This window comes from Candidatus Viadribacter manganicus (assembly GCF_001679665.1).
GTDB classification, from domain to species: Bacteria; Pseudomonadota; Alphaproteobacteria; order Caulobacterales; family Aquidulcibacteraceae; genus Vitreimonas; species Vitreimonas manganica.
Window position 1 is genome coordinate 1,880,702 of sequence record NZ_CP013244.1, and the last position, 24,163, is coordinate 1,904,864.

Genomic DNA, 24,163 nt, shown 5'->3' on the forward strand with positions numbered 1-24,163 from the left:
CGGCGTGGGCGTTGGTCTGGTGCTTGGTCCAGCTGCGCATGTCGTGGTCGACAGTTTGGGTGATGGTGCGCGTGTCTGGCGGCTCGGCACGCTCAAAATCGACGATGTCAGCGGCAATTGGATGGGCAACCTCCGCGCCGGCACGATAATGATCACGGACGATGACGGACTTTGGCTGGAAGCGCATGACGTCGCGCTGGAGTGGTCGCCGCAAGACATCTTGTTTGGCACTGTCAGGCTCAATGCCGCGCGCGCCAATTCGATCGCCATCGCGCGTCAACCGACGCTTCTCGCGCCGCGACGCGCCACCGGCGCGGGTTTCGATGTGGCGATCGATCAGTTGCATATCGAGCGTCTCACGCTTGCGGAGCCGGTCGTTGGACACGCGGCCGTGTTTACCACCGATCTCGCGCTCAACCTGCGCGACGAGACGCTTCAAACCATCGACCTGACGCTGCGCCGGGTAGATTCTGAAGATGATCGCCTGATCGCGCTCTACCACGCTGATCGTGACTACGCATTGAGTTTCGATCTCTACAGTGCGCCCGGCGGAATCATCGCGCGGGCGCTTCGCGTCGAAGCGGACGGCATCCGCGCGACGGCGATCGGCAATGGCACCCTTTCGGCAGGCGACTCGCATATTGAGGCTGCTACGGGCGCGCGACAGTTGCTGATTGCCAGCACCAGCTGGTCGGAGACTGAATGGTCCGCCTCAGGCCAAGCTCATCTTGATGCATTGCCGGCATTGCAGACTCTGGCGGAGCGGATCGGGTCACGCGTCGACTTCAATCTCACCGGCACACCGCGCGATCGCCGATTCAATGCACACACGGCGACGCCCTTCTTGGCCATCGATGTCGAAGGCACACTTGACGCGGACGGCGAGCTTGATGGACCGGCGCGTATCGTCGCGACGACAAATCAACTCTCCGATGTTGCGCGCGAATCGCCGTTTGCGCTCGGCGCGGCGCGCCTAGAGGGCGAACTCCGGCGCGCACACGGCGTCACCGCCATTCGCGGCATCTTGGACGCACAACAGATCGACGCGTTGGGTCAACGCACTGAGCTTCATGGCCCAGTGCAAGCGGCGTTGTCCGACGAGGCGTTCACGCTGACAGCCGATCTTCGCGCGCCACAGCGCACCGCGCCCCTCTTCGTCAACGCGCGGCTACAAACTGCGCTCGAATACAACCGCCACCGGGAAAGATTTGAACTCAATCGCACCGAGCTCGCGAGCGACGCGATTAACCTCAACGCGCAAGGTTGGGTTAACGGCGGCGACGGCGAGTTTGCCGGTGAGTGGCGCGTGCGCCGCATGGAGGCACTTGCGCCGGAGATGCGCGGCGAAGCCACCGGGCGTTGGCGAGCGTTCCGAGACGGTGAAGGCGACGCGCGCGCGTGGGCGATCAGCGTCGATGGCCAAGGCGCGCTTTTTTCCGGCGCCCCGGATGTTATCCCGCAATTGCTCGGCGCAAACCCTCGTCTCGACGCGCGCATGCGCTACGAGAATGGCGGCATCACGGTTTCTCACGCGCGCATTGAAGGTACGCAACTTCGTGCCGGCGCAACCGGGCGTATCGTCAACGGCATTGCCAATCTGGCCGTCGAAGCGAGCGCGCGTGGTCCGCTGAATTTGGGCGGGGCTGAGATTGGCGGCGCTATCGACGCCACAGGCGCCGTGACGGGCCGCATCACGCGCCCGACCCTGGCGATGAACGGCGCGCTTTCGAGCTTCGCCGCCGCCGGCGTCGTTGTTGAGCAGCCTCAAATCAATTTCACGCTCGCACCAAACGGCAGCAGCTATGCCGGCCATGCAGAGGTTACTGGGACTGCCTCCGGCCAAACTTTGACCGCCGCCGCAAATGTCGCGATCGCGGATGGTACGATCGGTCTGACCGAACTCGATGCGCTATGGGGTGGGTTGCAGGCGCAAGGTAACGCGCAGTTTGCGAGCCGCGGCGTAAGCGCGGTGCTGGACGTCAACGGCGCATTTGACGGATTGGCGCCTGGACTGACGGGTCGCCTCGCAGGCGACCTTACGCTTACACCGGATGCGATCACGCTAGACGCCAACCTCGCAGACGCACGCGCGGGAGATCTGCGTGTCCGCGCCGCGACGTTGCACGCGCAAGGACCGCTAGACGCCATCGCAACCACGTTCGATCTTCGCGGACGTTTGCGTCAGGCCTCATTAGCGTTCGCAGGCAATGCAGTCTTCAACCTGGATGAACAGTCTGCACGCGTCGAAGGACGCGGGACACTTGCGGATCAACCCATCTTCTCGCGCGCGCCGATCACGGTCGATTGGAGCGCCGGCCGGACCCAAGCGTCAGTAAACGTCGCGATCGGCGATGGCGTCGTGCATGCACAGTGGGAGGAGCGCGGGCGCGCGCTGACCGGATCGGCGCAAATCGACGATGCGCCATTGGCGCCGCTCGCGGCTATCTGGGGCGAACGCGCAACGGGCCGTATAGACGGCCGGATTGCCCTCAACAGCAATGGCGGCGGCCTCAGTGGCGATGCGGACATTAGGCTTGATGGCGCCCGCGTATCGGGACGTCAGCGCAACACACTCGACATGCACATCGTCGGCACACTGACGCCAACACGGCTCACCGGAACCGTCGACGCCACCTCCGAAGGTGGCCTAGTTGCGCATCTACAGTCCGATGCACCAGTCGAAACCAGCGCCGCGCCGCTGCGTATCGCGTTGGCGCGTGAGCGGCGTGGGCGCGCCTCATGGTCCGTACGCGGGCCCGCGGACGCATTGTGGGCCGCGGCGCGTTTGCCGGATCAATCGCTTGAAGGCGCGCTCGACGGCGAAGGCTCCATCGAGTTTGGCGCGGGCTACCTTTCAGGCGCAGGTCACCTCGAAATCGTCGATGGACGCTTCGAAGACAAACTCACCGGCGTACGCCTTGTCGATCTCGATGCACGGGTGGCGCTCGATGATCGCGGCGTGACGATTGAGAATTTCACGGCTTCAGGACCACGTGGTGGCCGTCTCACCGCAACCGGCGGAAGCATCAATGATCGTCAGGGCACCATCACAGTCGACGTCGACAACATGCGCGTTGCCGATCGTCCAGACGCGCGCGCAGTTGCGAGTGGCGAACTCACATTGGCATGGGAGGGGCTCCGTTCCTCGCTCACCGGCGACCTCAATATCGTCGAAGCCAGCATCGATATCGCGTCGAACCCACAAGCAGGAATCCCGACGCTCGACGTCATCGAGATCAACCGTCCAGGCGAGGAAGACGAACCGCTCGAGGAAGATCAAGCCCCCCGACGCAACGGCTCGACGACGCTCAGTGTGAATGTCACTGCGCCAGGCCGAGTGTTCACACGTGGGCGCGGCGTCGACGCGGAATGGTCGCTCAACATGCGCCTCGGCGGCACTTCGGCGCGGCCGCTTGTGTTCGGCACAGCGCGGGCCCAACGGGGGACCCTCGCGCTTTCTGGTCAGCCGTTCGAAATCGAAGACGCGATCATCGAGTTTGACGGCGATCCACTCGACGCACGCATCAATCTTACAGCGGTTCGCGATACCGCCGATCTCAGCGCGCGCGTTCGCCTCATCGGCACGGCGCGCGATCCGGAGATCACGTTCTCTTCCGAACCGGCGCTTCCGGAGGATGAGATCCTGCCGCAAGTCTTGTTCGGCCGCTCCGTGGAGGACCTTTCGGCGCTTGAAGCAGCGCAGCTCGCAGCGAGCTTGGCCGCCCTCTCCGGCCGCGCGTCACTAGACCTCGTAGATGCCGCGCGCACCGCCGCGGGCCTCGACCGCTTCAATGTACGACAGGACGAAAGCGGCGGCTTCCTCGTCGCCGGCGGCGTTTACCTAACCCGCGACGTTTACGTTGAAGTGGCGCGCACGGGGCTCGGCCAGGCGCAAACCAAGGTCGAATGGACCGTCCGTCCGCGCCTGGTGCTGATCACGAGCTTCCTTAGCAACGGCGATCAACGTGTTTCACTGCGTTGGCGGCGCGAAACCGATTGAGACGCCCGGTCCGTTCGCCATATAGAGCGCTATGAAATTCCTGGATCAGACCAAGATCTACGTGCGCTCCGGCAACGGTGGCGCAGGCGCGGTCTCATTCCGGCGCGAAAAGTTCATTCCGTTCGGCGGCCCCGACGGCGGCGATGGGGGTCGCGGCGGCGATGTCTGGATCGAGGCGGCGGACGGTCTCAACACGCTGATCGACTATCGCTACCAGCAGCACTTTAAAGGCCAAACAGGCGGCCATGGCATGGGTCAGAATCGCCATGGCGCCAACGGCGAAAGCGTCATCCTAAAAGTCCCGACCGGCACAGAAGTGCTGGAGGAAGACAAAGAGACGGTAATCGCCGATCTCAACAAACCGGGCATGCGGGTACTGCTCGCACGCGGCGGCAATGGCGGCTTCGGCAACGCCTATTTCAAGTCTTCGGTGAACCAGGCGCCGGAGCACGCCAATCCCGGGCTTGAAGGCGAAGAGCGCGTGTTTTGGCTGCGGTTGAAACTCATCGCCGACGCAGGCTTGGTGGGATTGCCGAACGCGGGAAAATCGACGTTCCTGCGCGCGGTTTCGAGCGCAACGCCAAAGGTGGCGGATTACCCGTTCACGACTTTGCACCCACACCTTGGCGTCGTCACCATTGGCGACAGCGAGCGGTTCGTCATGGCGGACTTGCCGGGACTGATAGAGGGCGCGGCTGAAGGCACCGGCCTCGGCACGCGGTTCTTGGGGCACGTCGAGCGTTGCGTTGCGCTAGTACACTTGATCGATGCGACTGCCGAGAGCGCAACAGAAGCCTACCGCACCGTGCGTCACGAAATTGAAGCGTATGGCGAAGGGCTTGCGGAGAAGCCGGAAATCGTCGCGCTGAACAAGGTCGATGCGATGACACCGGCTGATGCGAACCGCAAGCGCGCCGCCCTCTCGCGCGCTATCGGCAAGGACGTGCGTCTTGTATCGGGCGTGTCGGGTGTAGGCGTGCGTGAACTGGTCAACGAGATCGCCGCGATGTTACGCGAACGACGCGTCGAACAAGTCCAAGCCGCAGAGGCTGAGCAGGATTGGACGCCGTGAGCCGAATCGCCAACGCGAACCGGCTCGTTATCAAAATTGGCTCCGCCCTCCTCGTCGACAGCGAGGGTGCTCCGGCGCGCGCTCGGCTTGCAGCGCTTGCGGACGATATCGCGGTGGCGCGCGCAACGGGCAAACAGGTCGTCATCGTCTCTTCCGGCGCAATTGCATTGGGGCGCAAAGCGCTTGGACTGCAGCGCTCCACGACCCTTGCGGAGAAGCAGGCGGCGGCGGCAGCTGGTCAAGCGCGCTTGATGGGCGCCTACGAAGAAGTATTTGCACGTCACAATATCCCAGTCGCACAAGCGCTGCTGACGCCGGACGATACCGAGCGGCGGCGGCGCTGGCTGAACGCCCGGGCAACGCTGGAGACTTTGCTCGAACTCGGCGCCGTTCCGATCATCAACGAAAACGACACTGTCGCCACCGCCGAGATCCGATACGGCGACAATGATCGCCTCGCAGCGCGCGCTGCGCAAATGATCTCGGCCGACGTACTGGTTCTGCTCTCTGACATTGATGGCCTCTACGAGCGCGATCCGCGCAAAGACGCGAGTGCGCCGTTCGTCGCCGAAGTACGCGAGATTACACCCGCGATCGAGGCAATGGCTGGCGATCCGGGCGCCTTGGGCTCCGGCGGCATGCGCACCAAGATCGAGGCCGCGAAAATCGCGACACGAGCCGGTTGCGCGGTGGTGATCACCAAAGGCGATGAGCCTAGCCCATTGACGCGCCTTGAAGGCGGCGCGCGCGCCACATGGTTCTTGCCGAGCGCAACACCGCGCGCTGCTTACAAGGCGTGGATTGCAGGAAGCCTCGCTCCACAAGGCGCGTTGATCGTGGATGATGGCGCCGCGAACGCGGTGCGCAACGGCAAGAGTCTCCTGCCCGCGGGCATCGTTGAGGTACGTGGTACGTTTGAGAAGGGCGATTGCGTTCGCATTGTTTCCACCTCGGGTGACGAGATCGCACGCGGCCTTGCCCGTTATGACGCCGCCGACGCGACACGCATCAGAGGTATGAAGAGCACGGCGATCTCAGAAGCGCTCGGCTATGATGGCGGCTCAGCTCTGGTGCATGCCGATGATCTGGCCCAAATCTAAGCCATGAGCGCGCTCGAAGCGGAAATGATGGAAATTGGCCGGCGCGCCCGCGCCGCCGCTCATGCCTTGCGGCTCTCTTCGCCGGAAGCACGCACCGCCACGATCGAGGCCATGGCTCATCGCCTGCGCACCCAAGCTGGCGCAATCGCCACTATCAACGCTGGTGATGTTGAAGCAGCGACAAGAAAACTGCCAAATGCACAGATCGATCGTTTGCGTTTCGACACGCAGGGGATCGAGGCCGTTGCGGATGGTGTCGCCGCGATCGCGCGGCAGCCGGATCCTGTCGACGCGGTGCTGGCGGAATGGACACGGCCCAACGGACTTCGGATAGAGCGGATCCGCACCCCCATCGGCGTGATTGGCATGATCTTCGAGAGCCGGCCGAACGTTGCGGCAGATGCGGGCGCCCTCGCCATCCGCTCAGGAAATGCGGTCATCTTACGAGGCGGCTCCGAAAGCGCAGCGACCAACGCAGCGATCATCGAAACCTTGCGAACGGCGCTGCGTGAACGCGGTTTGCCCGAGGATGCCATCCAAGGTGTGCCGACGAGTGATCGCGCCGCAGTTGGCATGATGCTCGCGGGGCTCGACGGCGCCATCGATGTGATCGTGCCGCGTGGCGGCAAAAGCTTGGTCGCTCGCGTTCAAAACGAAGCGCGCGTGCCCGTGTTTGCGCACCTCGAAGGCATTTGCCACACCTATGTCCACGCGGACGCCGATCCGGCGAAGGCAAAGGCCATCGCGGTCAATGCCAAGATGCGACGAGTTTCAGTCTGCGGCGCGACCGAGACGCTGCTGATCGATAAAGCGGTTGCAGATGCCCTCCTGCCGCCGATATCCATCGCATTGCATGAGGCGGGTTGCCAGTTGCGCGGAGATGGCGCCGCGCAAGCTATCATCCCAATGGACGCAGCAACCGAAGAAGATTGGAGTACAGAATATCTAGCGCCGATCTTATCGGTTCGCGTCGTCGATGGCATCGCCGAAGCGATCGCGCACATTGCGCGCTACGGCTCGCAACACACCGAAGCAATCATCACCGAGAACGCAGCGGCGGCCGAGCGCTTTTTGCGCGAAGTCGATAGCGCAATCGTCGTGCACAACGCCTCGACGCAATTCGCGGACGGCGGCGAGTTCGGGTTTGGCGGCGAGATCGGCATCGCGACGGGCCGGCTACATGCGCGCGGGCCCGTGGGCGCCGAACAGCTCACAACGTTCAAGTATGTGGTTCGCGGCGACGGCCAAACGCGCCCCTAGGTTTGGCCGCCGAGGCGCCGCAGCATGTCAAACACGTCAGGCCTACTCCAATAGGCGCGCCCTTGTTCGTCCGTAACGCGACCAACCATAGTGCCGAGCAACGTTCCGTCCGCGCCAATCAGCAACGTAAAAGGCAGCGACGTGGACAGCTCGGCGATCGTGTTGCTGGTGCGGTTCATAGAGCGGCGGTCGCGCTCAAATCCGAATGTGTAAAGCAGCGCTTGTTCAGCGCTATCGGCGGCGCGCGCAGTCTCCAGTGCGGAAGCGCCTAGCGATTGGAGCCGCAGCTGCGCGTCCGCCAAACTGGCGCGATCGAATGCCAACAAGGCTTTGATCTGCGTATTTGAGCCTGTCTCGGTTAGACGCGCGCTCAATCTGGATTCATCACGTTTCTCGGCGAGACACGGCGGACACCAGGTCGCCCACACGGCTAAGACGGCAGGTCTGCCACCCAGCCATTCACGAATGCTGACGCGTCCGGCGGCAGATTCAGGCGCGAGACGGGAATTCAACAAACGCTCGGAGGTGCGCTCGGGCGCATCCCAAGCCGCCATGGCGCTGTGCGTGCGTAACCAGTCTGGCGTTTGCGCATGCACGTCGCCCGAAAAGGGCGCGGCGGCCGCAGCTGCGATTAATGCGCGACGCGTACAGGACATGCCTGCCTCCCCTTTTTGCGCCGCGCTGTGGCGCTCGCTCCCGCGCGCTATATAAGCAAGGTGATGCTGTTACCGCCACCGAAAGCCGCATGAAGCGCGACCTGCCTCTCGCGTACGCTGGCATGAAGATAGGCCTCTTCGGCGGCAGCTTCGATCCGGCGCATGAAGGCCACGCGCATGTGGCGGAGACCGCGTTGAAGCGTCTGGGGCTTGATCGCGTGTGGTGGCTGGTGTCGCCGCAAAATCCATTGAAGCCGAAATCGAGTCCGTTCAACGAGCGCATGCAATCGGCGCAAGCTCAGGCGCACGGCGCGAAGATGGTCGTGACCGACCTTGAACAACGGCTGGGGTGCGGCTTCACGTACGAGACGTTGCGGGCGCTGAAGCAGCTCTACCCCGGTGTGTCGTTCATGCTGATCATGGGCGCCGACAACCTTGCGAACTTCCGGAAATGGAGAAACTGGCGGGAGGTCGCGGCGGCCGTTCCCGTCGTGATTGTGTCCAGACCAGGCGCCCGCGCCGCAGAACGGCTTCGGGCGCCCCGTGGCTGGACATACCTAAATGCCCGACTCCACAGGGAATCTTCCACCGCCATCCGTGCGCAAAGGCGTGCGCCGTTGGCGAAACCCAAGCGGAAGTGATAGCGTTTCCCTATCTGGGGCAAGAGAAGGATCAAGGACCCTGTCGCCTGAAATGAAACGCACACCGGCCGCTAAAGCCGGAGCCACGCCGCGAGCAGCCAATCGGCCTGCGCCCGGCATCGATGTCGAGGCCGCCACCAAGGTGGTGCTGACATCGCTCGAAGACGACAAGGCCGAGGAAATCCTCGCCATCGATATTCGCGGCAAATCCTCTTTCGCGGACATGCTCGTCATCGCTTCAGGGCGGTCGGCGCGGCACGTCGGCGCACTTGCTGATCACGTTATGCGTCAGCTGAAGGACGCAGGCGTGAAGGATGTACGCATCGAGGGCATGCCGCAGGCTGATTGGGTTCTGGTCGACGCCGGCGACGTGGTGATCCACCTCTTCCGTCCGGAAGTTCGCGCCTTCTACAACATCGAAAAGATCTGGTCGGGCGCGACGCCGGACTCCGTGCAGAGCTAAACGCTTGCGCGTGATCGTCGCCGCCGTCGGCCGTCTGCGAGACGGTCCCGAAGCTGCGATGACTGTCGATTACCTTCAGCGCGCCGCCCAAGCCGGCCGGCAAATCGGCTTCAAAGGCTTTGACTTGGTTGAGGTCGAGGGCAAGCCGCCAGGCGACATGCGTGCTGAAGCAGCCGCGCTGTTCCGCGCAACGCCGGACGACGCGCGCAAAATCTTGCTCGATGAGCGCGGCGCTGAATGGACCTCCCGCCAGCTTGCCGAAAAGCTCGCGCGTTGGCGCGATGACGGCGTTGCCTGCACGACGTTCTGGATCGGCGGCGCTGACGGCGCTTCACAGGGCGTTAAGGATAACGCTGACGAAAAGCTCGCTTTTGGCCGACAAACGTGGCCCCACAGGCTCGTTCGGGTGATGATTTCCGAGCAAGTTTACCGAGCTGTGACGATACTCTGCTCTACTCCGTATCACCGGGACTGAAGCTCCTGGACGATATGGTGGTGGTGAAATGGCTCGAGGCGCAAAACGCGCCCGCGCCCTTGTCGCATGCGCGACGGGAGTGTTTGCACTCCTGCTAGGGACGGCGGACGCCCAAACGCAACGAACGGCTGCGCAAGCAGAACGGGATCGCCGCGCCGAGTCGCAGCGCGCGGAGCGGCTGCGCACACAAGCCACAACCGCTGCGCGCGACGTCCGCGCCCTAGACACGCGCCTCGTTGAAGCCACGCGCAGACGCCAAGAAGCCGAGGCCGCCGCCGAAGCCTCGCGTCAGCGCCTCACTGGCGTTCAACAGCAAATCGTCGAAGACCTCGCCGCTCGCGCTCGCGCTCGCAACGCATTCGAATCCTCGGTCATCGCCGCTGCCTTCGCCGAGCGCCGAGTCGAGCCACGCGCCGTACGGGCCGGGATCGTGGCGCGCGCCATGGGGCCTGTTTATCAGGCCGAAGAGCGCCAGCGCACGACCGCGCTCGCCCTCGCCCGCCAAGACGAAACCACCCTAACCGCCGAACAAAGCGTCTTGGCCGATGCACAAGCCGCTATCGCCCAAGAGCGCGGCGACATCGTCAACATGCTCGCTCAACGCCGCTCTACCCAGACGCGGCTCGCACGCGAAGCCACCGCCGCCGAACGCCGCGTCCGCCAGTTCGCCGCCGAAGCGCGTTCCCTACGGGAACTGGCGCAACGCGTCCAACAAGCATCGGCAAGGCGCCAACAAGGAACAACGACACCCGCCGGGCCGAACGTAATCCCGGCTGCATGGGTTGCTCCGGTGCAAGGCCAGATCACCCGCGCCTACGGCGCACGGGTCCCCGGCGGACCGGCGGCACAGGGCGCTACCGTCCGCACAAATTCAGGTGCGCAGGTAGTTTCTCCCGCCGCAGGTGAGGTTGCCTATGCCGGAAGCTTTAGAAGCTACGGAAACGTGTTGATCCTGAATCTGGATGGCGGTTACGCTCTCGTTCTGACCGGCCTCGACACAATCAATGTCAGGGTCGGCGAGACGGTACGGTTGGGGCAGACTGTCGGACAAATGACAGCAACGGCCTCTTCGGCGCCGGATTTGTATGTAGAAGTACGCAGGGGTGACCAACCGGTCGATCCTGGACGATGGCTAAATGCGCGTGGCCTTACTGCGGAGGCTGGCGTACGAGCCGGTTAACGCGAATCGGGCACGGACGACCCGGGGAGTACGCGATGCGCTTAGCTTGGATTTTGGCTCCGGTTGCTGGCGCCGCCGCTTTGGTTGGCGCGCTTGCCTGGTCGGCTCCAGAAACCCGCAGCAGCGGCGATATTTACCGCCAGCTTGAGCTCTTTGCGGATGTATTGGCGCGCGTCGAACAAGATTACGTCGTCGAGATCGACGAACAGAAGGCTATGGAAGCCGCCATCCAAGGCATGCTCGCCTCGCTCGATCCGCACTCGTCCTACATGAACGCGGAAGACTACCGCGAAATGCAAAGCCAGACCCGCGGCGAGTACGGCGGGCTCGGCATCGAAGTGACCAGCGAAGAAGGTGTGGTTCGCGTCGTCTCCCCGATCGACGGCACGCCTGCGGCGCGAGCCGGCATTCAAGCGGGCGACTACCTCACCGCCATCAACGGCGAAAGCATCGTTGGCCTGACGCTCAACGAAGCCGTTGGCCGGATGCGTGGCGAAGCCGGTACGGAAATCACGATCACCATCGCGCGTGAGAACACCGATCCCTTCGATGTGACGCTGCAGCGTGAAACCATCAACGTCCGCGCCGTCACCGCCCGCATCGAAGGCGGCGATGTTGGCGTCATCCGCATCTCGACGTTCAATGAGCGCACTGGCTCGATGCTGCAGGACGCGATCCGTCAAGTGAAGCGCGATACTGGCGGCCGTCTGCGCGGCGTCGTCGTTGACCTGCGCAACAATCCGGGCGGCCTGCTCGATCAAGCCATCGAAGTGTCGGACGCATTCCTCGACGGCGGCGAAGTGGTTTCCACACGCGGCCGCCAGCCCGAAGACGTGCAGCGCTACAACGCTCGTCGCGGCGACGACCTAGCCGGCGTTCCGGTGGTTGTGCTGATCAACGGCGCCTCGGCCTCGGCTGCTGAAATCGTTGCGGGGGCGCTTCAAGATCGCAATCGCGCGCTGATCGTCGGCACCGACTCGTTCGGCAAGGGTTCAGTTCAAACCGTGATCCCGCTGCAAGGCGGCCGTGACGGCGCACTGCGTCTCACCACTGCCCGCTATTACACGCCGGCTGGCCGTTCGATCCAAGGTCCAGGCATCGTGCCTGACGTGGAAGTCGCATCGCGCCGCATCGATGCTGCCGAAGTTGAGCGCCTGCAACGCTTGGCTGTGTCAGAAGAAGATCTGCCGAATGCGCTCGACAACGAGTCCGGCGCTCACCGCCGCGCCGCCCACATTCCGGACGATCAGCCGCCGGCAAATTGGGACGCGGAGCAGGACTACCAGCTCTCGCGTGCTATGGAATTCTTGCGCCAAGGCACGGTGGCGGAACGACTTCGCCAACGCGCCGGCTAAGCGCATTTACCACTCGTAAATCAATGTGAAGCGTCCAGCCGTCCTAGTGACGGCTGGCGCGAATTCAGCGACTCTCCGCGCAATGATTCGCCCGCGCGTGAACATGCGGGGCTTCGCGCCAAAGCAACCACCAAAGCCTGCGCGACGCCTGCCGCAACTCAGTCACCGGACCGTCGCATTCGCCTTTGTCGGCGTACTCGCGGTTGGTGCGCTCGCGGCTGTCCAAATTTTCGGTGACCCAAGCGCCGCCGGCCCGCGCCGGATCGTGTCGCTGCAGCCCTCGACAGCTGAAGCTAACGCACCCCGCGTCTCGTTCACTGACGCCGCCGAAGAAGGCGCCGAGATGCAGACATTCGGCATCGATGAGCTGCCGCAAACGGGTGAGTACGGAGAGATCGACGAAAACGGCGAACTCCGTGTCGCTGTCGTTGAGTCACAACCCGCGCCGACGGCCGGGCGGCCGCCCGCTCCGCCACTGCCGCGCGCGCCGCTCGCTGGCCTCTTCGAAAATGGCCCAAACGGCCCGTTGCCGATCATCGCGAGCAATGGCCGCACGCCAGCGCAAGCCTATGCGCGCCCATTCACACCGCAACAGGGTCGCCCGAAAGTCGCGATCGTGATTGGCGGGCTTGGCTTCAACGCGACCGCCACGACCCAAGCGATTGACGAACTGCCCGCAGAGATCACGCTATCATTCGTTCCTTACGCGCAAAATCTGCAATCATGGATCGATCGCGCGCGCGCACGTGGCCACGAAGTCATGCTTGAGCTGCCGATGGAGCCGTTCGATCCGGACGCCGACGACACCGGCCCGCAAACGCTGCTGGCTTCAGCGCCCGCCCAACAGAACATTTCACGGCTCGAGCAATTACTCTCGCGCGGCACCGGCTATTTCGGTGTTACCAACTATCAAGGCGCGCGCTTTGCAACTTCAGCGCAAGCCTCCGCCCCGATCGCTCAAGCACTGCGCCGCCGCGGCATGGTGTTCATCTCATCGGGTATCGGACAGCGCACGGCGCTAAGCGTCGAAGCCCAGCGCGCGCAACTGCCGAATACCGCAGCCGATCGCATCATCGACGCGCGCCGCGAGGCGGACGCGATTGACGATCAATTGCTGAATCTCGAGGCGCTTGCACTGCAAAATCAGAGCGCGATTGGCGCAGGCTTTGCGTATCCTGTGACCATGGAGCAAGTCGGTCGCTGGGCGCGCGATGTTGAATCGCGCGGATATCAATTGGCGCCAGCCTCGGCCGTGCTCAACGCACGCGCCGCGCGCCGATGAACGCTCCGCCGGATCCAAAACGCTACCGTCCGAATGTAGGCCTCGCCCTGTTCCACACGAACGGCTTGGTTTTCCTAGGCAAACGCGTTGCTACTGAAGGCCCCTATCAGTGGCAAATGCCGCAAGGCGGTGTCGATCGCGGCGAGAAGATCGTCGACGCCGCATACCGTGAACTTGAAGAAGAGATTGGCGTAAGGTCAGCGCACGCCGAATTGCTCGAAGAAACGGCAGACTGGCTGCATTACGATTTCCCCATCGACGTGCGCACCAAAATGAAGCCGCGCGGACGCTATTTGGGGCAAAGGCAGAAGTGGTTCGCGTTCCGCTTCAAGGGACGTGACTCAGATATTAGACTAGATACTCATACGCCGGAGTTTGTAGATTGGCGTTGGGCGGCGCTCGATACAGCGCCTTCTCTGGTTATACCGTTCAAGCGGCCCGTTTACGAAGAAGTGGCGCAGCGGTTCAAGAAGTTCACGGCGGGGGCCTCGAAGTGATTGTCTGCCTGATAGGCGCCGCAAAAGCGCACTCCAAGTGAAGCGCGCCAGCGTCGTTACACCGGTCGTCTTCGTGCACGGCGCGTTTTGCGGCGGCTGGGCGTTCGATAGATTCCGCGAAGCATTCGAAGTCGCTGGTTTCGAAACGCACGCACCGAATTTGCCCCACCACGAACGCGGCGCAGATCTCGAGCAACTCGCGCAGACGGGCGTGAAAGATTACGCGCGCGCGATCGGTCACTACGTGCGTGAACTGCGTGCACCACCCGTGCTCGTTGGCCACTCGCTCGGCGGACTAGTATGCCAGCTTGTCGCTGCGCATCTGCCGATCGCGGGCCTCGTTCTGCTGGCGCCTAGCGCGCCATGGGGCGTGCCGCCAACGACACTGGACGAGCATGGCAATCAATTCGGATTGAGCCTGCTCGGCGATTATTGGCGCCGGCCTATTCCACCAGATTATCGTGTCGCGCGCGCGACCACGCTCGACCGCTTGTCACGTGATGATGCGCGCCACGCGTTTGCGCGCTTCGTGCCGGAAAGCGGCCGCGCCATTCGCGAAGCGGTGCAGTGGTGGGCGGATCATTCGATGGCGACGCAAGCGCCGGTCTATCGGATCAGCGCGCCGGTTCTTGGTCTCGCCGGCGGCAAGGATCGCGTGAACCCGTCCAGCACCGTGCGACGCGTCATTGGGCGCTTCCCGGGCGACCAGGCCCACTTCCACGAGTTTCCAGACATGAGCCATTGGCTGATCGGCGAACCCGAGGCCAAGGACGTGTCCACGCTCACGCTGCAATGGCTTGAAGCACGCGGCATCGGACCAAAGCCTGTGAAGCCGAAACGCAAGCAGCTCTCGTTGTTTGGCTGGGGCGAAAGCGCCGGCGCTTAGTTCGACGCACTGCGCAAAGTAATCAGCACAACCTCAGGCGGATTGAGAAAGCGTACCGGCAAGATGCTGGTGCCAATGCCTGCCGTCACATACATCCGCTCGCCGCGCTCTTGAACGAGACCGCACGCGAAGCGTTCGTTGCGCAGCGGTACGATCGGTCGTCCGACGAACGGAATCGTCACCTGCCCGCAATGGCCATGGCCCGCGAGCATGAGCGCTGGGCCGCGCGGCATGCCCACGAATGGATCCGGCGAATGGCTGAGGATGATCGTGTTCGCATTTTCCGGCGCGCCATCGAGTGCAGCTTCAAAATCGGGATCGCCGGTGGTGTCATCCGCGAGCCCAGCAATCACCATCGGCTCGCCACCAGTGCGGCGAATGACGATATGGCGGTTCCACAATATCGCGACGCCGGCGTTTTCCATCTCTGACTGAACCAGTGTCCGATCGTACCAAACATCGTGATTGCCAATGACACCAACAACGCCATAGCGAGCGCGCAACGCCGCAAACGTCGCGATGCCGCCGGTGATCTCCTGATTCTCCGCAGGCGTGCGATCGTGCGGCTCCAGGTGACCGTTCACGTAGTCGCCTAGAAGCACCACGAGTTCAGGGCGCAGGCTGTTTACGCGCCCGATGATCCGCCCCATCCGCGCGGCGTCCACGTGCGGACCGCCAACATGCGTATCACTCAGCACAGCAATGGTCAGCGGCGGGCCGCGCCAGTCCTCGCTGACCACTTCGATGCGCCGGACGAGCAACTGGTTCGGCTCAATGAACCACGCGTAGATGTTGACCCAATAGAGCGCTTCAATCACCGCAATGAGCGCAAGCAGCATCCAGCGGGCGCTAGGCTTCAGCGTGCTCCAACGCCGGAATAGCCAGACGCACGCATAGATGACGAGCGGCAGCCCAATGACCGCGCCGAGCGCGGCTGGCAGCAATTGCGGGTGGAAGAAGTCGGGCATTGGCGCTGAGATTAACGCCAGAAGCGCTTAGCGCGCCATCGCCGCTTTGATGCTTTCCAGACGTGTCACAGCGCGCTGCGCTGCATCTTTCTTTGCATCAGTGTTGGCGTCGCGCAGATCCTCTTGCGCGTTCTTCAAATCCTGCTCGATCGTCGCCGCTTCAAGGTCGTCGAGATCGACAGCTTCTTCGGCCAGAACGGTGAGGCCTTCCGGCGTCACATCAGCGAAGCCGCCATTGACGAATATGCGACGCTCAGCGCCATCATTGATGACGCGCAGCGCCCCCGGCTTGATCACACTCATCACCGGCGCATGGTTCGGCAAAACGCCAAACTCGCCTTCGGCGCCCGGCACCACGACGTGATCGACGTCGCCGTTGAAGAGTTCGCGCTCAGGCGAAACCAAAGCGAAGCTCAGTTTGTCGGCCATGGTTTAGTTCTGCCTCGCCATCGCGGTAACGCGGATCATGAATTTCGGGTTGTCGACACGACCCGACGGGAAGATCGTGTCGACAATCGCCAAGTGATTGTGCGGAAGTTTAATGTCGTACGTGCGGAGCGTGAAGTTGCGCTCGCTCTCGTGCGGCGTGTCCTTCGCCTTCTTGGCGTCCGGATAGAATTGCTTGATCGCACGATCGAGAATGTCCGCCGCTTTGTCATAATCGGCGCCGGTGTACCAGATCGTCGTGAACGCACCGTCCGTGTGGAAGAACACGCCCGAGTCTCCAACGGGATAGAAGAGCGTATCGCCCATATCGGCCATGCCGAGGTCGATCTTCTCGGCCGGTCCAAGACGGCGCGGCGTAATGCCCAACGTCCCGCTGACCGTTCCGGCGATTGCACCCACAGCGCCTTCGATGGCCAAGCGGGTCGCGACTTCACTGTGCTTCATCACGGCCGCTATCCCCTACGAACTTGCGCGCCAACGCGAACAAGAAAGCGCTCTTGAGCAGCGCCACGCTCTACGTACTCGATGACGACGTGCGCGAGGCGCCCACCGCCGAGTTCGACCTGGTACGAACGCACGCGCTGTTTTGGCGCCGCGCCCGCATCGTCCTTCAACTGCTTTCCCTGCGCGCGCTTCAACACGTCCTCAACGGCAGTGAGGCCGCGCTCGTAATCGCCGCCCATGTACCAGACGGTTGCGACAGCGCCCGAGAGATCGATGTAGACGCCGGTGTCGCCGCCAAGCGGGTAGAACATCGTCTGCCCGCCTTGCGGCAGACCGACAGACGCTCGCTCCAGGCCGGTGGCAGGAATGGCGTCCACCGGCATCTTGCCAGCAACTTTGCCAGCGATGTGGCCCAGGCATCCCTCAACGAGCAAAGCTGCGAGTTGGCTGTGCGTCATGCTGGCAGCAGGCATCAGGCTGCCTCCGCCGCGAGCTTTTGCGCTTTGGCGACGGCGTCTTCGATCGAGCCGACCATGTAGAAGGCCGGTTCCGGCAGATGGTCGTAGTCACCTTCGACGAGGCCCTTAAAGCCGCGGACAGTATCCTTCAGATCGCAGAGCACGCCCGGCGAGCCGGTAAACGCTTCAGCGACGTGGAAAGGCTGCGACAGGAAGCGTTCGATCTTACGGGCGCGGGCGACGACGAGTTTGTCGTCTTCCGAGAGTTCGTCCATGCCGAGGATGGCGATGATGTCTTGCAGCGACTTATAGCGCTGCAGCGTTTCCTGCACTTTACGCGCCACGAGATAGTGCTCTTCGCCGACGACGTTCGGATCCAGAATACGCGACGAAGAGTCAAGCGGATCGACGGCCGGATAGATGCCCTTCGCGGCGATGTCGCGCGAGAGAACGGTGGTGGCGTCCAAGTGAGCGAATGAGGTGGCCGGCGCCGGGTCGGTCAAGTCGTCGGCCGGAACGTAGATGGCTTGCACCGAGGTGATCGAGCCCTTCGTGGTCGACGTGATGCGCTCTTGCATGGCGCCCATTTCCGTCGCCAGCGTCGGCTGATAGCCGACCGCCGACGGAATACGGCCAAGAAGCGCCGACACTTCCGAGCCTGCTTGCGTGAAGCGGAACACGTTATCGACGAAGAATAGGATGTCCTTGCCTTGATCGCGGAAATGCTCAGCGATCGTGAGGCCCGTCAGCGCGACGCGTGCGCGTGCGCCTGGCGGTTCGTTCATCTGACCGAACACGAGCGCGCAACGCGAACCTTGGCCACCGCCCTTCACGTTGACGTTCGACTCGATCATTTCGTGATAGAGGTCGTTGCCTTCGCGTGTACGCTCACCGACACCGGCGAACACAGAGTAGCCGCCGTATGCCTTCGCGATGTTGTTGATGAGTTCTTGAATTAGAACCGTCTTGCCGACACCTGCGCCGCCGAACAGACCGATCTTACCACCCTTTGCGTACGGGCAGAGAAGATCGACGACCTTGATGCCGGTGACGAGAATTTCAGGGACCGGCTTTTGATCAACGAAGGCCGGGGCCGGTTGGTGAATTGCACGCCTCGCCGTTGTCTTCACCGGGCCCGCTTCGTCAACCGGCTCGCCGATGACGTTCAGAATGCGACCGAGCGTTTCTTCACCGACCGGCACCGAGATCGGCGCGCCGGTGTCGGTTACTGCTTGACCGCGAACGAGGCCGTCCGTCGCGTCCATGGCGATCGTACGCACAGTGGACTCACCGAGGTGGGTCGCCACTTCGAGTACCAGGCGCTGACCATTATTGGTGGTCTCGAGCGCGTTGTAGATATCCGGCAGGGCGCCATCGAACTCAACGTCGACGACGGCGCCGATCACCTGCGCCACGCGGCCTTTTGCTTGCTGTGCCATCTCTTCTTCCTCGTCCCGTTCCTCATGAGCCCGCGTGGGCTTTGACCCTAATTCCACAACCGCGCTGCGATCACGCCCGCCGCCACCGCCAAAAAGGGTGCGATGATCAGGGCGATGCGCGCCGCGCGCTTCATTATCCTTCGACCACCAACTCGACCTCGATATTGCCGCGCGTCGCTTTCGAGTACGGGCAAATTTGGTGAGCGGCTTCGAGCAGCTCTTGCACTTGCGCACGATCAAGACCCGGCACCGCGAGACCCAGCTTCGCTGACAGAGCAAAGCTCGTCTCGTCCTTGCTGAGACCGATCTCGACCGTCACGGTCGCCTTCGATGCGTCGATTTTCTTTTGCGAGGCCACGAACAGCACCGCGCCGTTGAAGCAATTGGCGTAACCAAGCGCGAAGAATTGCTCAGGGTTCGCACCCTCGCCCGATCCGCCGAGCGCCTTGTCGTGCTCGGTGTGAAACCACGGACCGCCATTTGCGAGCGCAACTTTGCCGCCCGCGCGGCCGCCCTTGGAAATAGCCTTGGTGGTGAAAAGCGGGTTCGCCATCAGAGAGCCTCCGCCCCGGAGATGATTTCGATCAGCTCCTTTGTGATGTTGGCTTGGCGCTGACGGTTATAGCGGAGCGTCAGCTTGCGGATCATATCGCCGGCGTTGCGCGTGGCATTGTCCATAGCGCTCATTTGCGCGCCATAGAAACCGGCTTGGTTTTCAAGCAGCGCCTGCAAAACCTGACCGTTGAGATATTGCGGGAGCAGTGCCTCGAGAATTTCTTCTTCGCTCGGCTCGTATTCGTAGACAGCGCCCTTCAGATCCGGTGGGCGCACGCCTTCCGGCGCACGCGCAGGGATGAGCTGAAGCGCCGTCGGCACTTGGCTGATCACGGATTTGAACTGCGAGAAGAACATCGTCGCGACATCGAACTCGCCCGCCTTGAAGAGATCGAGCAAGGCTTCGCTGACAACGTGCGCGGCATCGGCGCCGATGTTGCGGTAGGCCGAAAGATCCACGTACTGCACGATCTTTTCGCTATGCAGACGCTTCAGCTGATCGCGGCCCTTCTTGCCAACGGCGAGAACCTTCACCGTTTTGCCGGCGCGCAGCAACTCGTCGATCTTCTCGCGCGCGGCGCGGACGATCTGCGTATTGAAACCGCCGCAAAGGCCACGCTCACTGGTCATGACGACCAGCAAGTGCACCTGATCCTTGCCGGTGCCGCGCAGCAGCAACGGCGCGCTTTCACCCGAAACCGCCGCCGCGAGGTTCGCAATGACGCGGGCCATGCGACTGGCGTAAGGCCGCGCCGCTTCGGCTTGGCTCTGCGCCCGCTTCAGCTTCGCGGCCGCCACCATCTGCATCGCCTTGGTGATCTTCTGCGTGGATTTCACGCTGGCGATGCGATTGCGGAACTCTTTTAAGCTCGGCATCTGGGCCCCTTAGGCGAAGGTCGCGGTGAACTCAGAGAGGGCGGCCTTGATTTTGTCTTCGATGCCGTCCTTGCCGATGTCCTTCTTATCGACGATCGACTTCAAAAGGTCAGCCTTCTTGGCGCGCAGCCATTCAATCAGCTCGCGCTCGAAGCGGACGACATCGCCAACTTCGATCTTATCGAGATAGCCGCGCGTACCGGCGTAGATCAGCACGATCTGCTCTTCGACCGGCACCGGTGAGAATTGCGGTTGCTTCAGCAATTCCGTCAGGCGCGCGCCGCGGTTGAGCAAACGCTGCGTCGCGGTATCGAGATCCGAACCGAACTTCGCGAACGCCGCCATTTCGCGGTACTGCGCCAGTTCGCCCTTCAGCGGGCCGGCGACTTGCTTCATCGCCTTGATCTGAGCGCTGCCGCCGACGCGCGAGACCGAGATGCCGACGTTGAGCGCCGGTCGAATGCCTTGGAAGAAGAGGTCCGTTTCCAAGAAGATTTGGCCGTCGGTGATCGAAATCACGTTTGTCGGGATGTAGGCCGAAACGTCGTTCGCTTGCGTTTCGATGATCGGCAGCGCCGTCAGCGAACCCGACTTGTTGTCTTCGTTCAGCTTCGCGGCGCGCTCGAGCAAGCGTGAGTGCAGATAGAAAACGTCGCCCGGGTAAGCTTCGCGGCCCGGCGGACGGCGCAACAGCAGCGACATCTGACGATAGGCGACGGCTTGCTTCGACAAGTCGTCATAAATGATGAGCGCGTGCATGCCGTTGTCGCGGAAATACTCGCCCATGGCGCAGCCTGCGAACGGCGCGAGGAATTGCAGTGGCGCCGATTCCGACGCGGTCGCGGCGACGACGATCGAGTAACTCAGCGCGCCCTTGTCTTCTAGCGTCTTAACGAGCTGAGCGACGGTCGAACGCTTTTGGCCGATGACGACGTAAACACAGTAGAGCTTTTCGGTCTCGCTGGCGTTCCGCTCGTGCGCGTCACGTTGATAAAGCATCGTGTCGAGCGCGACGGCGGTTTTGCCGGTTTGGCGGTCGCCGATGATCAATTCGCGTTGGCCACGGCCGATCGGGATCAGCGCGTCGATCGCCTTGATGCCCGTCTGCATCGGCTCGTGCACCGACTTACGAGGAATGATGCCCGGCGCCTTAACGTCCACGCGAGCGCGCGCTTCTGCCTTGATCGGGCCCTTGCCGTCGATAGGTTCGCCGAGCGCGTTGACCACGCGGCCGAGCAGCGCCTTGCCAACGGGAACGTCCACGATCTCGCCGAGACGCTTTACGGTGTCACCTTCTTTCAGGCCGCGGTCTTCGCCGAAGATAACGACGCCGACATTGTCGCGCTCGAGGTTGAGGGCCATGCCCTTCACGCCACCCGGGAACTCCACCATTTCGCCGGCCTGAACCGTCTCGAGGCCATAAACACGCGCGATACCGTCGCCAACGGACAGAACGCGACCGATCTCTGAGACCTTCGCGTCAGAGCCAAAGCCCTTGATCTGCTCTTTGAGGATTGCGGAAATTTCTGCGGCGCGGACGTCCATGTGTTCGTTCCCTCTCAGGCGGATTTCAGAGCGAGACGCAGCGCGTCCAGCTTGGCTTTTACGGATGCATCGAATTGGTGGGAGCCTACGCGGGCGATGAACCCGCCGATCAAGCTCTCATCGACGCTGATTTCTGCTTCAATCTTTGCACCGAGCTTCTCGCCCAGCGCCGAGACCACGGCGTTCTTTTCTGAGTCACCCGGCTGGCGGGCGAAAATGACTTCGACTTGCCGGGCGCCGCGCTCACGCAGGACAAGCGAACGGAAGACGGAACCGATCGCCAGCAATTCGGCGGCGCGACGATTCTGAGCGGCAGTGCCGATTGCCTTACGGCCAAGGTCCGAAAGCCCCAGCTTTTGCGCCACCGCGACCAAGGCCCTTGCCTTATCCACAGGGTCGATGAGTGGCGAGCGGGCCACATCGCGGAGCTCAGAGCTCTCGCGCCAGGCGGTTGAGAACTTCGAGAAGTCCTGTTCCACCGCATCTAACTGCTTGGCTTCTTTAGCTAAATCGAAGATTGCCTGCGCATAGCGCCGGGCCGCTTCGGAAGCCTCGCCATGAATTCTATCAGCCACACCAGTCTCGCTGCTCACACGGCCGGCGACCGCTGGTCACCCGCTGCTTGGATCACGCCGATTGGGGAAAACCCAAACGCCAGCGGGCCGCTGCGCACGACCGCGCGGACCCCCTGACGCGCGCGCGAAGTAACACGGTGCGTTCCGGCTTGACAACCGGCCCCGAGAACGGCGGATCAGCGACAAAAGCGCCTCATAAGGCGGGGGGAAACAAACGCATGACCGACGCACAGGCGCCCACGCAGAGCAGCCATGAAGTATCGCCCGAAAAGATGCGCCAAGTGGTGCTCGCGAGCGCCGCCGGAACGGTGTTCGAGTGGTACGATTTCTTCGTCTACGGGGCGCTCGCATCGGTGATTTCACCGATCTTCTTTGCTGGCCTGCCGGACGCCCAAGCGTTTGTTTTCACGCTCCTCACGTTCGCAGTTGGATTTGTGGTGCGCCCGCTTGGAGCGCTGGTGTTTGGCAAGATCGGCGACAGCGCCGGACGCAAGGGTGCGTTCCTCATCACCATCACCATCATGGGCATCGCGACCTTCGCAATCGGCCTCCTGCCCACCGCAGAGCACGTCGGCATCTGGGCCCCGATCCTTTTGGTAACTTGCCGGGTGTTGCAGGGCTTTGCCCTCGGGGGTGAGTACGGCGGCGCCGCGATCTACGTCGCCGAACACGCCAACCCGAAAAAGCGTGGACTAGCGACCGGCTGGATTCAAACCTCTGCCGCGTTTGGACTCGTGGGCGCTCTGGGCGTCGTTGCGATCACCCGCGCGGTTCTTGGTGAAGACGCTTTGCGTGAGTGGGGCTGGCGCATCCCATTCCTTCTCTCGATCTGCCTGTTGGCGATTTCGGTTTGGATCCGGCTGCAGCTCGAAGAGAGCCCTGCGTTTCAGAAGCTCAAGGACGAAGGCAAGGTCTCGAAGGCCGCCTATCGCGAGAGCTTCTTTGAATGGCGCAATCTGAAGATTGTGCTGCTCGCCTTCTTCACCGTCTGCATGGCGCAAGGCGTCGTGTGGTACACGGGCTCTTTCTATACGCAGTTCTTTCTTGAGCGGACGCTGAAGATCGACTCGTTGACTGTGAACCTCCTGATGATTGCGGCGGTCACGCTTTCGGCGCCGCTCTATATCTTCTTCGCTTGGCTCTCGGACAAAGTCGGCCGCAAGCCCGTGATGCTTGCCGGCATCGTGCTGATGCTGGCGCTCTACTTTCCCGGCTATCACTTCATAACGCAACAAGGGAATCCGGAGCTGGCGCGCGCGTCAGCAAACGTGCCCGTGACAGTGATCGCCGATCCAGCCGATTGCACCTTCCAACTCGATCTCACAGGCGGCGCCCGCCAATTCTCAACATCGTGCGACATCGCCAAAGGCGCGCTCACTAGCGCCGGTGTCAGCTATTCAACTGAAGCGGGTCCGGTTGGCGCGCTCGCGCGCATTCGCATTGGACAAATTGAAGTCGAGAGCGTCAGCGCGGTCGGTCAATCCAATTCGGAGATCCGGGCAACGCGCACGGCCTTCGAAACCGAGATCTTGCGCCCAGCTCTCAACGAGGCCGGCTACCCTGCACACGCCCCCGGCGCGATGCAGAACTGGAGCTTCGAGGAAATCGCCCGCGTGTTCAGCGAAAAGTTTGGTGTCTATCTCATGATGGCGCTGTTCGTTGTCGCTGCGACCGCGCTCTATGGACCGCAGGCGGCGGCGTTGGTTGAGCTCTTCCCAACACGCATTCGCTACACCGCGCTCTCAGTGCCTTATCACATAGGCGTTGGCTGGCTTGGAGGCTTGCTGCCGGCGATCGTGTTCGCGATCAATACGGCGACCGGCTCGATCTACAACGGACTCTGGTTCCCGACGATCTTCACGGCGATCGCGGCGCTGGTGACGCTCTTTTTCCTGCCGGAAACCAAGGATCGCGATATTCACGCGTAACCATGGTTTTTACGCATTCACCAGCTTTCTGAACGAGACCTTAAACCTGCTCGTGTAGGTT

At 62.5% G+C, this 24,163-nt stretch carries 23 protein-coding genes; 13 read left to right on the forward strand and 10 right to left on the reverse strand.

Annotated features, from left to right (window positions below; translation table 11 throughout):
* Nucleotides 1–19: 19 nt before the first annotated feature.
* From ATE48_RS09730 to ATE48_RS09745, 4 genes are read left to right on the forward strand one after another with little or no spacing between them, the layout of a single operon-like run.
* Nucleotides 20–4,000, forward strand: coding sequence for a translocation/assembly module TamB domain-containing protein (locus tag ATE48_RS09730; protein ID WP_228126569.1), 3,981 nt, complete (start codon nucleotides 20–22; stop codon nucleotides 3,998–4,000).
* 31 nt (nucleotides 4,001–4,031) lie between these two features.
* The gene (gene obgE / locus ATE48_RS09735) at nucleotides 4,032–5,072 is read left to right on the forward strand and encodes a GTPase ObgE (RefSeq protein WP_066770734.1); all 1,041 of its coding nucleotides are present in this window, start codon (nucleotides 4,032–4,034) and stop codon (nucleotides 5,070–5,072) included.
* Complete coding sequence (proB, locus tag ATE48_RS09740; protein ID WP_156767713.1) at nucleotides 5,069–6,172, forward strand: glutamate 5-kinase; 1,104 nt, start codon at nucleotides 5,069–5,071, stop codon at nucleotides 6,170–6,172. Before obgE ends, proB begins: the two co-directional genes overlap by 4 nt.
* A gap of 3 nt (nucleotides 6,173–6,175) precedes the next feature.
* Nucleotides 6,176–7,432: a glutamate-5-semialdehyde dehydrogenase gene (locus tag ATE48_RS09745; RefSeq protein WP_066770738.1), complete on the forward strand. Its 1,257-nt coding sequence runs from the start codon at nucleotides 6,176–6,178 to the stop codon at nucleotides 7,430–7,432.
* On the opposite strand, the gene ATE48_RS09750 is transcribed toward ATE48_RS09745, so the two are convergent.
* Nucleotides 7,429–8,088: a thioredoxin domain-containing protein gene (locus ATE48_RS09750; RefSeq protein WP_066770745.1), complete on the reverse strand. Its 660-nt coding sequence runs from the start codon at nucleotides 8,086–8,088 to the stop codon at nucleotides 7,429–7,431. The two genes, ATE48_RS09745 and ATE48_RS09750, sit on opposite strands and share 4 nt — an antisense overlap.
* Nucleotides 8,089–8,177: 89 nt before the next feature.
* Between ATE48_RS09750 and nadD the strand changes: the two genes are divergently transcribed.
* From nadD to ATE48_RS09790, 8 genes are all read left to right on the forward strand, one after another.
* Nucleotides 8,178–8,729 carry a nicotinate (nicotinamide) nucleotide adenylyltransferase gene (nadD, locus tag ATE48_RS09755; RefSeq protein ID WP_066770748.1) on the forward strand — a complete coding sequence of 184 codons (552 nt, stop codon included), beginning with the start codon at nucleotides 8,178–8,180 and terminating at the stop codon, nucleotides 8,727–8,729.
* 52 nt (nucleotides 8,730–8,781) lie between these two features.
* Nucleotides 8,782–9,192 carry a ribosome silencing factor gene (gene rsfS, locus ATE48_RS09760; protein ID WP_083197268.1) on the forward strand — a complete coding sequence of 137 codons (411 nt, stop codon included), beginning with the start codon at nucleotides 8,782–8,784 and terminating at the stop codon, nucleotides 9,190–9,192.
* Nucleotides 9,193–9,202: 10 nt separating this feature from the next.
* Entirely contained in the window at nucleotides 9,203–9,667 is a 465-nt protein-coding gene (locus tag ATE48_RS09765; protein WP_228126887.1) for a 23S rRNA (pseudouridine(1915)-N(3))-methyltransferase RlmH, read from the forward strand.
* A gap of 79 nt (nucleotides 9,668–9,746) precedes the next feature.
* A complete protein-coding gene (locus ATE48_RS09770) occupies nucleotides 9,747–10,847 on the forward strand; it encodes a murein hydrolase activator EnvC family protein (protein WP_066770754.1) in 1,101 nt (366 codons plus the stop codon).
* A 35-nt stretch (nucleotides 10,848–10,882) separates the two neighbouring features.
* A complete protein-coding gene (locus ATE48_RS09775) occupies nucleotides 10,883–12,202 on the forward strand; it encodes a S41 family peptidase (RefSeq protein ID WP_066770757.1) in 1,320 nt (439 codons plus the stop codon).
* 103 nt (nucleotides 12,203–12,305) lie between these two features.
* Nucleotides 12,306–13,484 carry a divergent polysaccharide deacetylase family protein gene (locus tag ATE48_RS09780; RefSeq protein WP_228126888.1) on the forward strand — a complete coding sequence of 393 codons (1,179 nt, stop codon included), beginning with the start codon at nucleotides 12,306–12,308 and terminating at the stop codon, nucleotides 13,482–13,484.
* A complete protein-coding gene (locus ATE48_RS09785; RefSeq protein ID WP_066770762.1) occupies nucleotides 13,481–13,981 on the forward strand; it encodes an RNA pyrophosphohydrolase in 501 nt (166 codons plus the stop codon). Before ATE48_RS09780 ends, ATE48_RS09785 begins: the two co-directional genes overlap by 4 nt.
* A gap of 37 nt (nucleotides 13,982–14,018) precedes the next feature.
* Nucleotides 14,019–14,867, forward strand: coding sequence for an alpha/beta hydrolase (locus ATE48_RS09790; RefSeq protein WP_066770764.1), 849 nt, complete (start codon nucleotides 14,019–14,021; stop codon nucleotides 14,865–14,867).
* Here the strand turns inward: ATE48_RS09790 and ATE48_RS09795 are convergent.
* From ATE48_RS09795 to atpH, 9 genes are all read right to left on the reverse strand, one after another.
* The gene (locus ATE48_RS09795; protein ID WP_083197271.1) at nucleotides 14,864–15,835 is read right to left on the reverse strand and encodes a metallophosphoesterase; all 972 of its coding nucleotides are present in this window, start codon (nucleotides 15,833–15,835) and stop codon (nucleotides 14,864–14,866) included. The two genes, ATE48_RS09790 and ATE48_RS09795, sit on opposite strands and share 4 nt — an antisense overlap.
* Before the next feature lie 27 nt (nucleotides 15,836–15,862).
* Nucleotides 15,863–16,264 carry a F0F1 ATP synthase subunit epsilon gene (locus tag ATE48_RS09800; protein WP_066770767.1) on the reverse strand — a complete coding sequence of 134 codons (402 nt, stop codon included), beginning with the start codon at nucleotides 16,262–16,264 and terminating at the stop codon, nucleotides 15,863–15,865.
* A 3-nt stretch (nucleotides 16,265–16,267) separates the two neighbouring features.
* A complete protein-coding gene (locus tag ATE48_RS09805; RefSeq protein WP_156767714.1) occupies nucleotides 16,268–16,729 on the reverse strand; it encodes a hypothetical protein in 462 nt (153 codons plus the stop codon).
* A gap of 5 nt (nucleotides 16,730–16,734) precedes the next feature.
* Nucleotides 16,735–17,199, reverse strand: a complete 465-nt coding sequence (locus ATE48_RS09810; RefSeq protein ID WP_066770775.1) for a hypothetical protein — start codon at nucleotides 17,197–17,199, stop codon at nucleotides 16,735–16,737.
* Nucleotides 17,199–18,623 (reverse strand): F0F1 ATP synthase subunit beta, encoded by a 1,425-nt coding sequence (gene atpD, locus ATE48_RS09815; RefSeq protein ID WP_066770778.1) that lies wholly within the window; start codon nucleotides 18,621–18,623, stop codon nucleotides 17,199–17,201. The genes ATE48_RS09810 and atpD overlap by 1 nt, the downstream gene beginning before the upstream one ends.
* A gap of 133 nt (nucleotides 18,624–18,756) precedes the next feature.
* Nucleotides 18,757–19,176, reverse strand: a complete 420-nt coding sequence (locus ATE48_RS09820; RefSeq protein ID WP_066770780.1) for an Ohr family peroxiredoxin — start codon at nucleotides 19,174–19,176, stop codon at nucleotides 18,757–18,759.
* The gene (locus ATE48_RS09825; protein ID WP_066770783.1) at nucleotides 19,176–20,054 is read right to left on the reverse strand and encodes a F0F1 ATP synthase subunit gamma; all 879 of its coding nucleotides are present in this window, start codon (nucleotides 20,052–20,054) and stop codon (nucleotides 19,176–19,178) included. The genes ATE48_RS09820 and ATE48_RS09825 overlap by 1 nt, the downstream gene beginning before the upstream one ends.
* A gap of 9 nt (nucleotides 20,055–20,063) precedes the next feature.
* Complete coding sequence (gene atpA / locus ATE48_RS09830; RefSeq protein ID WP_066770789.1) at nucleotides 20,064–21,599, reverse strand: F0F1 ATP synthase subunit alpha; 1,536 nt, start codon at nucleotides 21,597–21,599, stop codon at nucleotides 20,064–20,066.
* 14 nt (nucleotides 21,600–21,613) lie between these two features.
* Nucleotides 21,614–22,174: an ATP synthase F1 subunit delta gene (atpH, locus tag ATE48_RS09835; protein WP_228126570.1), complete on the reverse strand. Its 561-nt coding sequence runs from the start codon at nucleotides 22,172–22,174 to the stop codon at nucleotides 21,614–21,616.
* 218 nt (nucleotides 22,175–22,392) lie between these two features.
* Between atpH and ATE48_RS09840 the strand changes: the two genes are divergently transcribed.
* On the forward strand, nucleotides 22,393–24,102 hold the full coding sequence (locus ATE48_RS09840; RefSeq protein ID WP_083197273.1) for an MFS transporter: 1,710 nt from the start codon (nucleotides 22,393–22,395) through the stop codon (nucleotides 24,100–24,102).
* Nucleotides 24,103–24,163: the final 61 nt, after the last annotated feature.

What these genes read in the sequence shown, in the direction of transcription:
- obgE (WP_066770734.1), top strand. Translation starts at nt 4,032, where the DNA reads ATGAAATTCCTGGATCAGACCAAGATCTACGTGCGCTCCGGCAACGGT.
- ATE48_RS09745 (WP_066770738.1), top strand. Translation starts at nt 6,176, where the DNA reads ATGAGCGCGCTCGAAGCGGAAATGATGGAAATTGGCCGGCGCGCCCGC.
- ATE48_RS09750 (WP_066770745.1), bottom strand. Translation starts at nt 8,088, where the DNA reads ATGTCCTGTACGCGTCGCGCATTAATCGCAGCTGCGGCCGCCGCGCCC.
- nadD (WP_066770748.1), top strand. Translation starts at nt 8,178, where the DNA reads ATGAAGCGCGACCTGCCTCTCGCGTACGCTGGCATGAAGATAGGCCTC.
- rsfS (WP_083197268.1), top strand. Translation starts at nt 8,782, where the DNA reads ATGAAACGCACACCGGCCGCTAAAGCCGGAGCCACGCCGCGAGCAGCC.
- ATE48_RS09775 (WP_066770757.1), top strand. Translation starts at nt 10,883, where the DNA reads ATGCGCTTAGCTTGGATTTTGGCTCCGGTTGCTGGCGCCGCCGCTTTG.
- ATE48_RS09780 (WP_228126888.1), top strand. Translation starts at nt 12,306, where the DNA reads ATGCGGGGCTTCGCGCCAAAGCAACCACCAAAGCCTGCGCGACGCCTG.
- ATE48_RS09785 (WP_066770762.1), top strand. Translation starts at nt 13,481, where the DNA reads ATGAACGCTCCGCCGGATCCAAAACGCTACCGTCCGAATGTAGGCCTC.
- ATE48_RS09795 (WP_083197271.1), bottom strand. Translation starts at nt 15,835, where the DNA reads ATGCCCGACTTCTTCCACCCGCAATTGCTGCCAGCCGCGCTCGGCGCG.
- ATE48_RS09800 (WP_066770767.1), bottom strand. Translation starts at nt 16,264, where the DNA reads ATGGCCGACAAACTGAGCTTCGCTTTGGTTTCGCCTGAGCGCGAACTC.
- ATE48_RS09810 (WP_066770775.1), bottom strand. Translation starts at nt 17,199, where the DNA reads ATGCCTGCTGCCAGCATGACGCACAGCCAACTCGCAGCTTTGCTCGTT.
- atpD (WP_066770778.1), bottom strand. Translation starts at nt 18,623, where the DNA reads ATGGCACAGCAAGCAAAAGGCCGCGTGGCGCAGGTGATCGGCGCCGTC.
- ATE48_RS09820 (WP_066770780.1), bottom strand. Translation starts at nt 19,176, where the DNA reads ATGGCGAACCCGCTTTTCACCACCAAGGCTATTTCCAAGGGCGGCCGC.
- ATE48_RS09825 (WP_066770783.1), bottom strand. Translation starts at nt 20,054, where the DNA reads ATGCCGAGCTTAAAAGAGTTCCGCAATCGCATCGCCAGCGTGAAATCC.
- atpA (WP_066770789.1), bottom strand. Translation starts at nt 21,599, where the DNA reads ATGGACGTCCGCGCCGCAGAAATTTCCGCAATCCTCAAAGAGCAGATC.
- ATE48_RS09840 (WP_083197273.1), top strand. Translation starts at nt 22,393, where the DNA reads ATGACCGACGCACAGGCGCCCACGCAGAGCAGCCATGAAGTATCGCCC.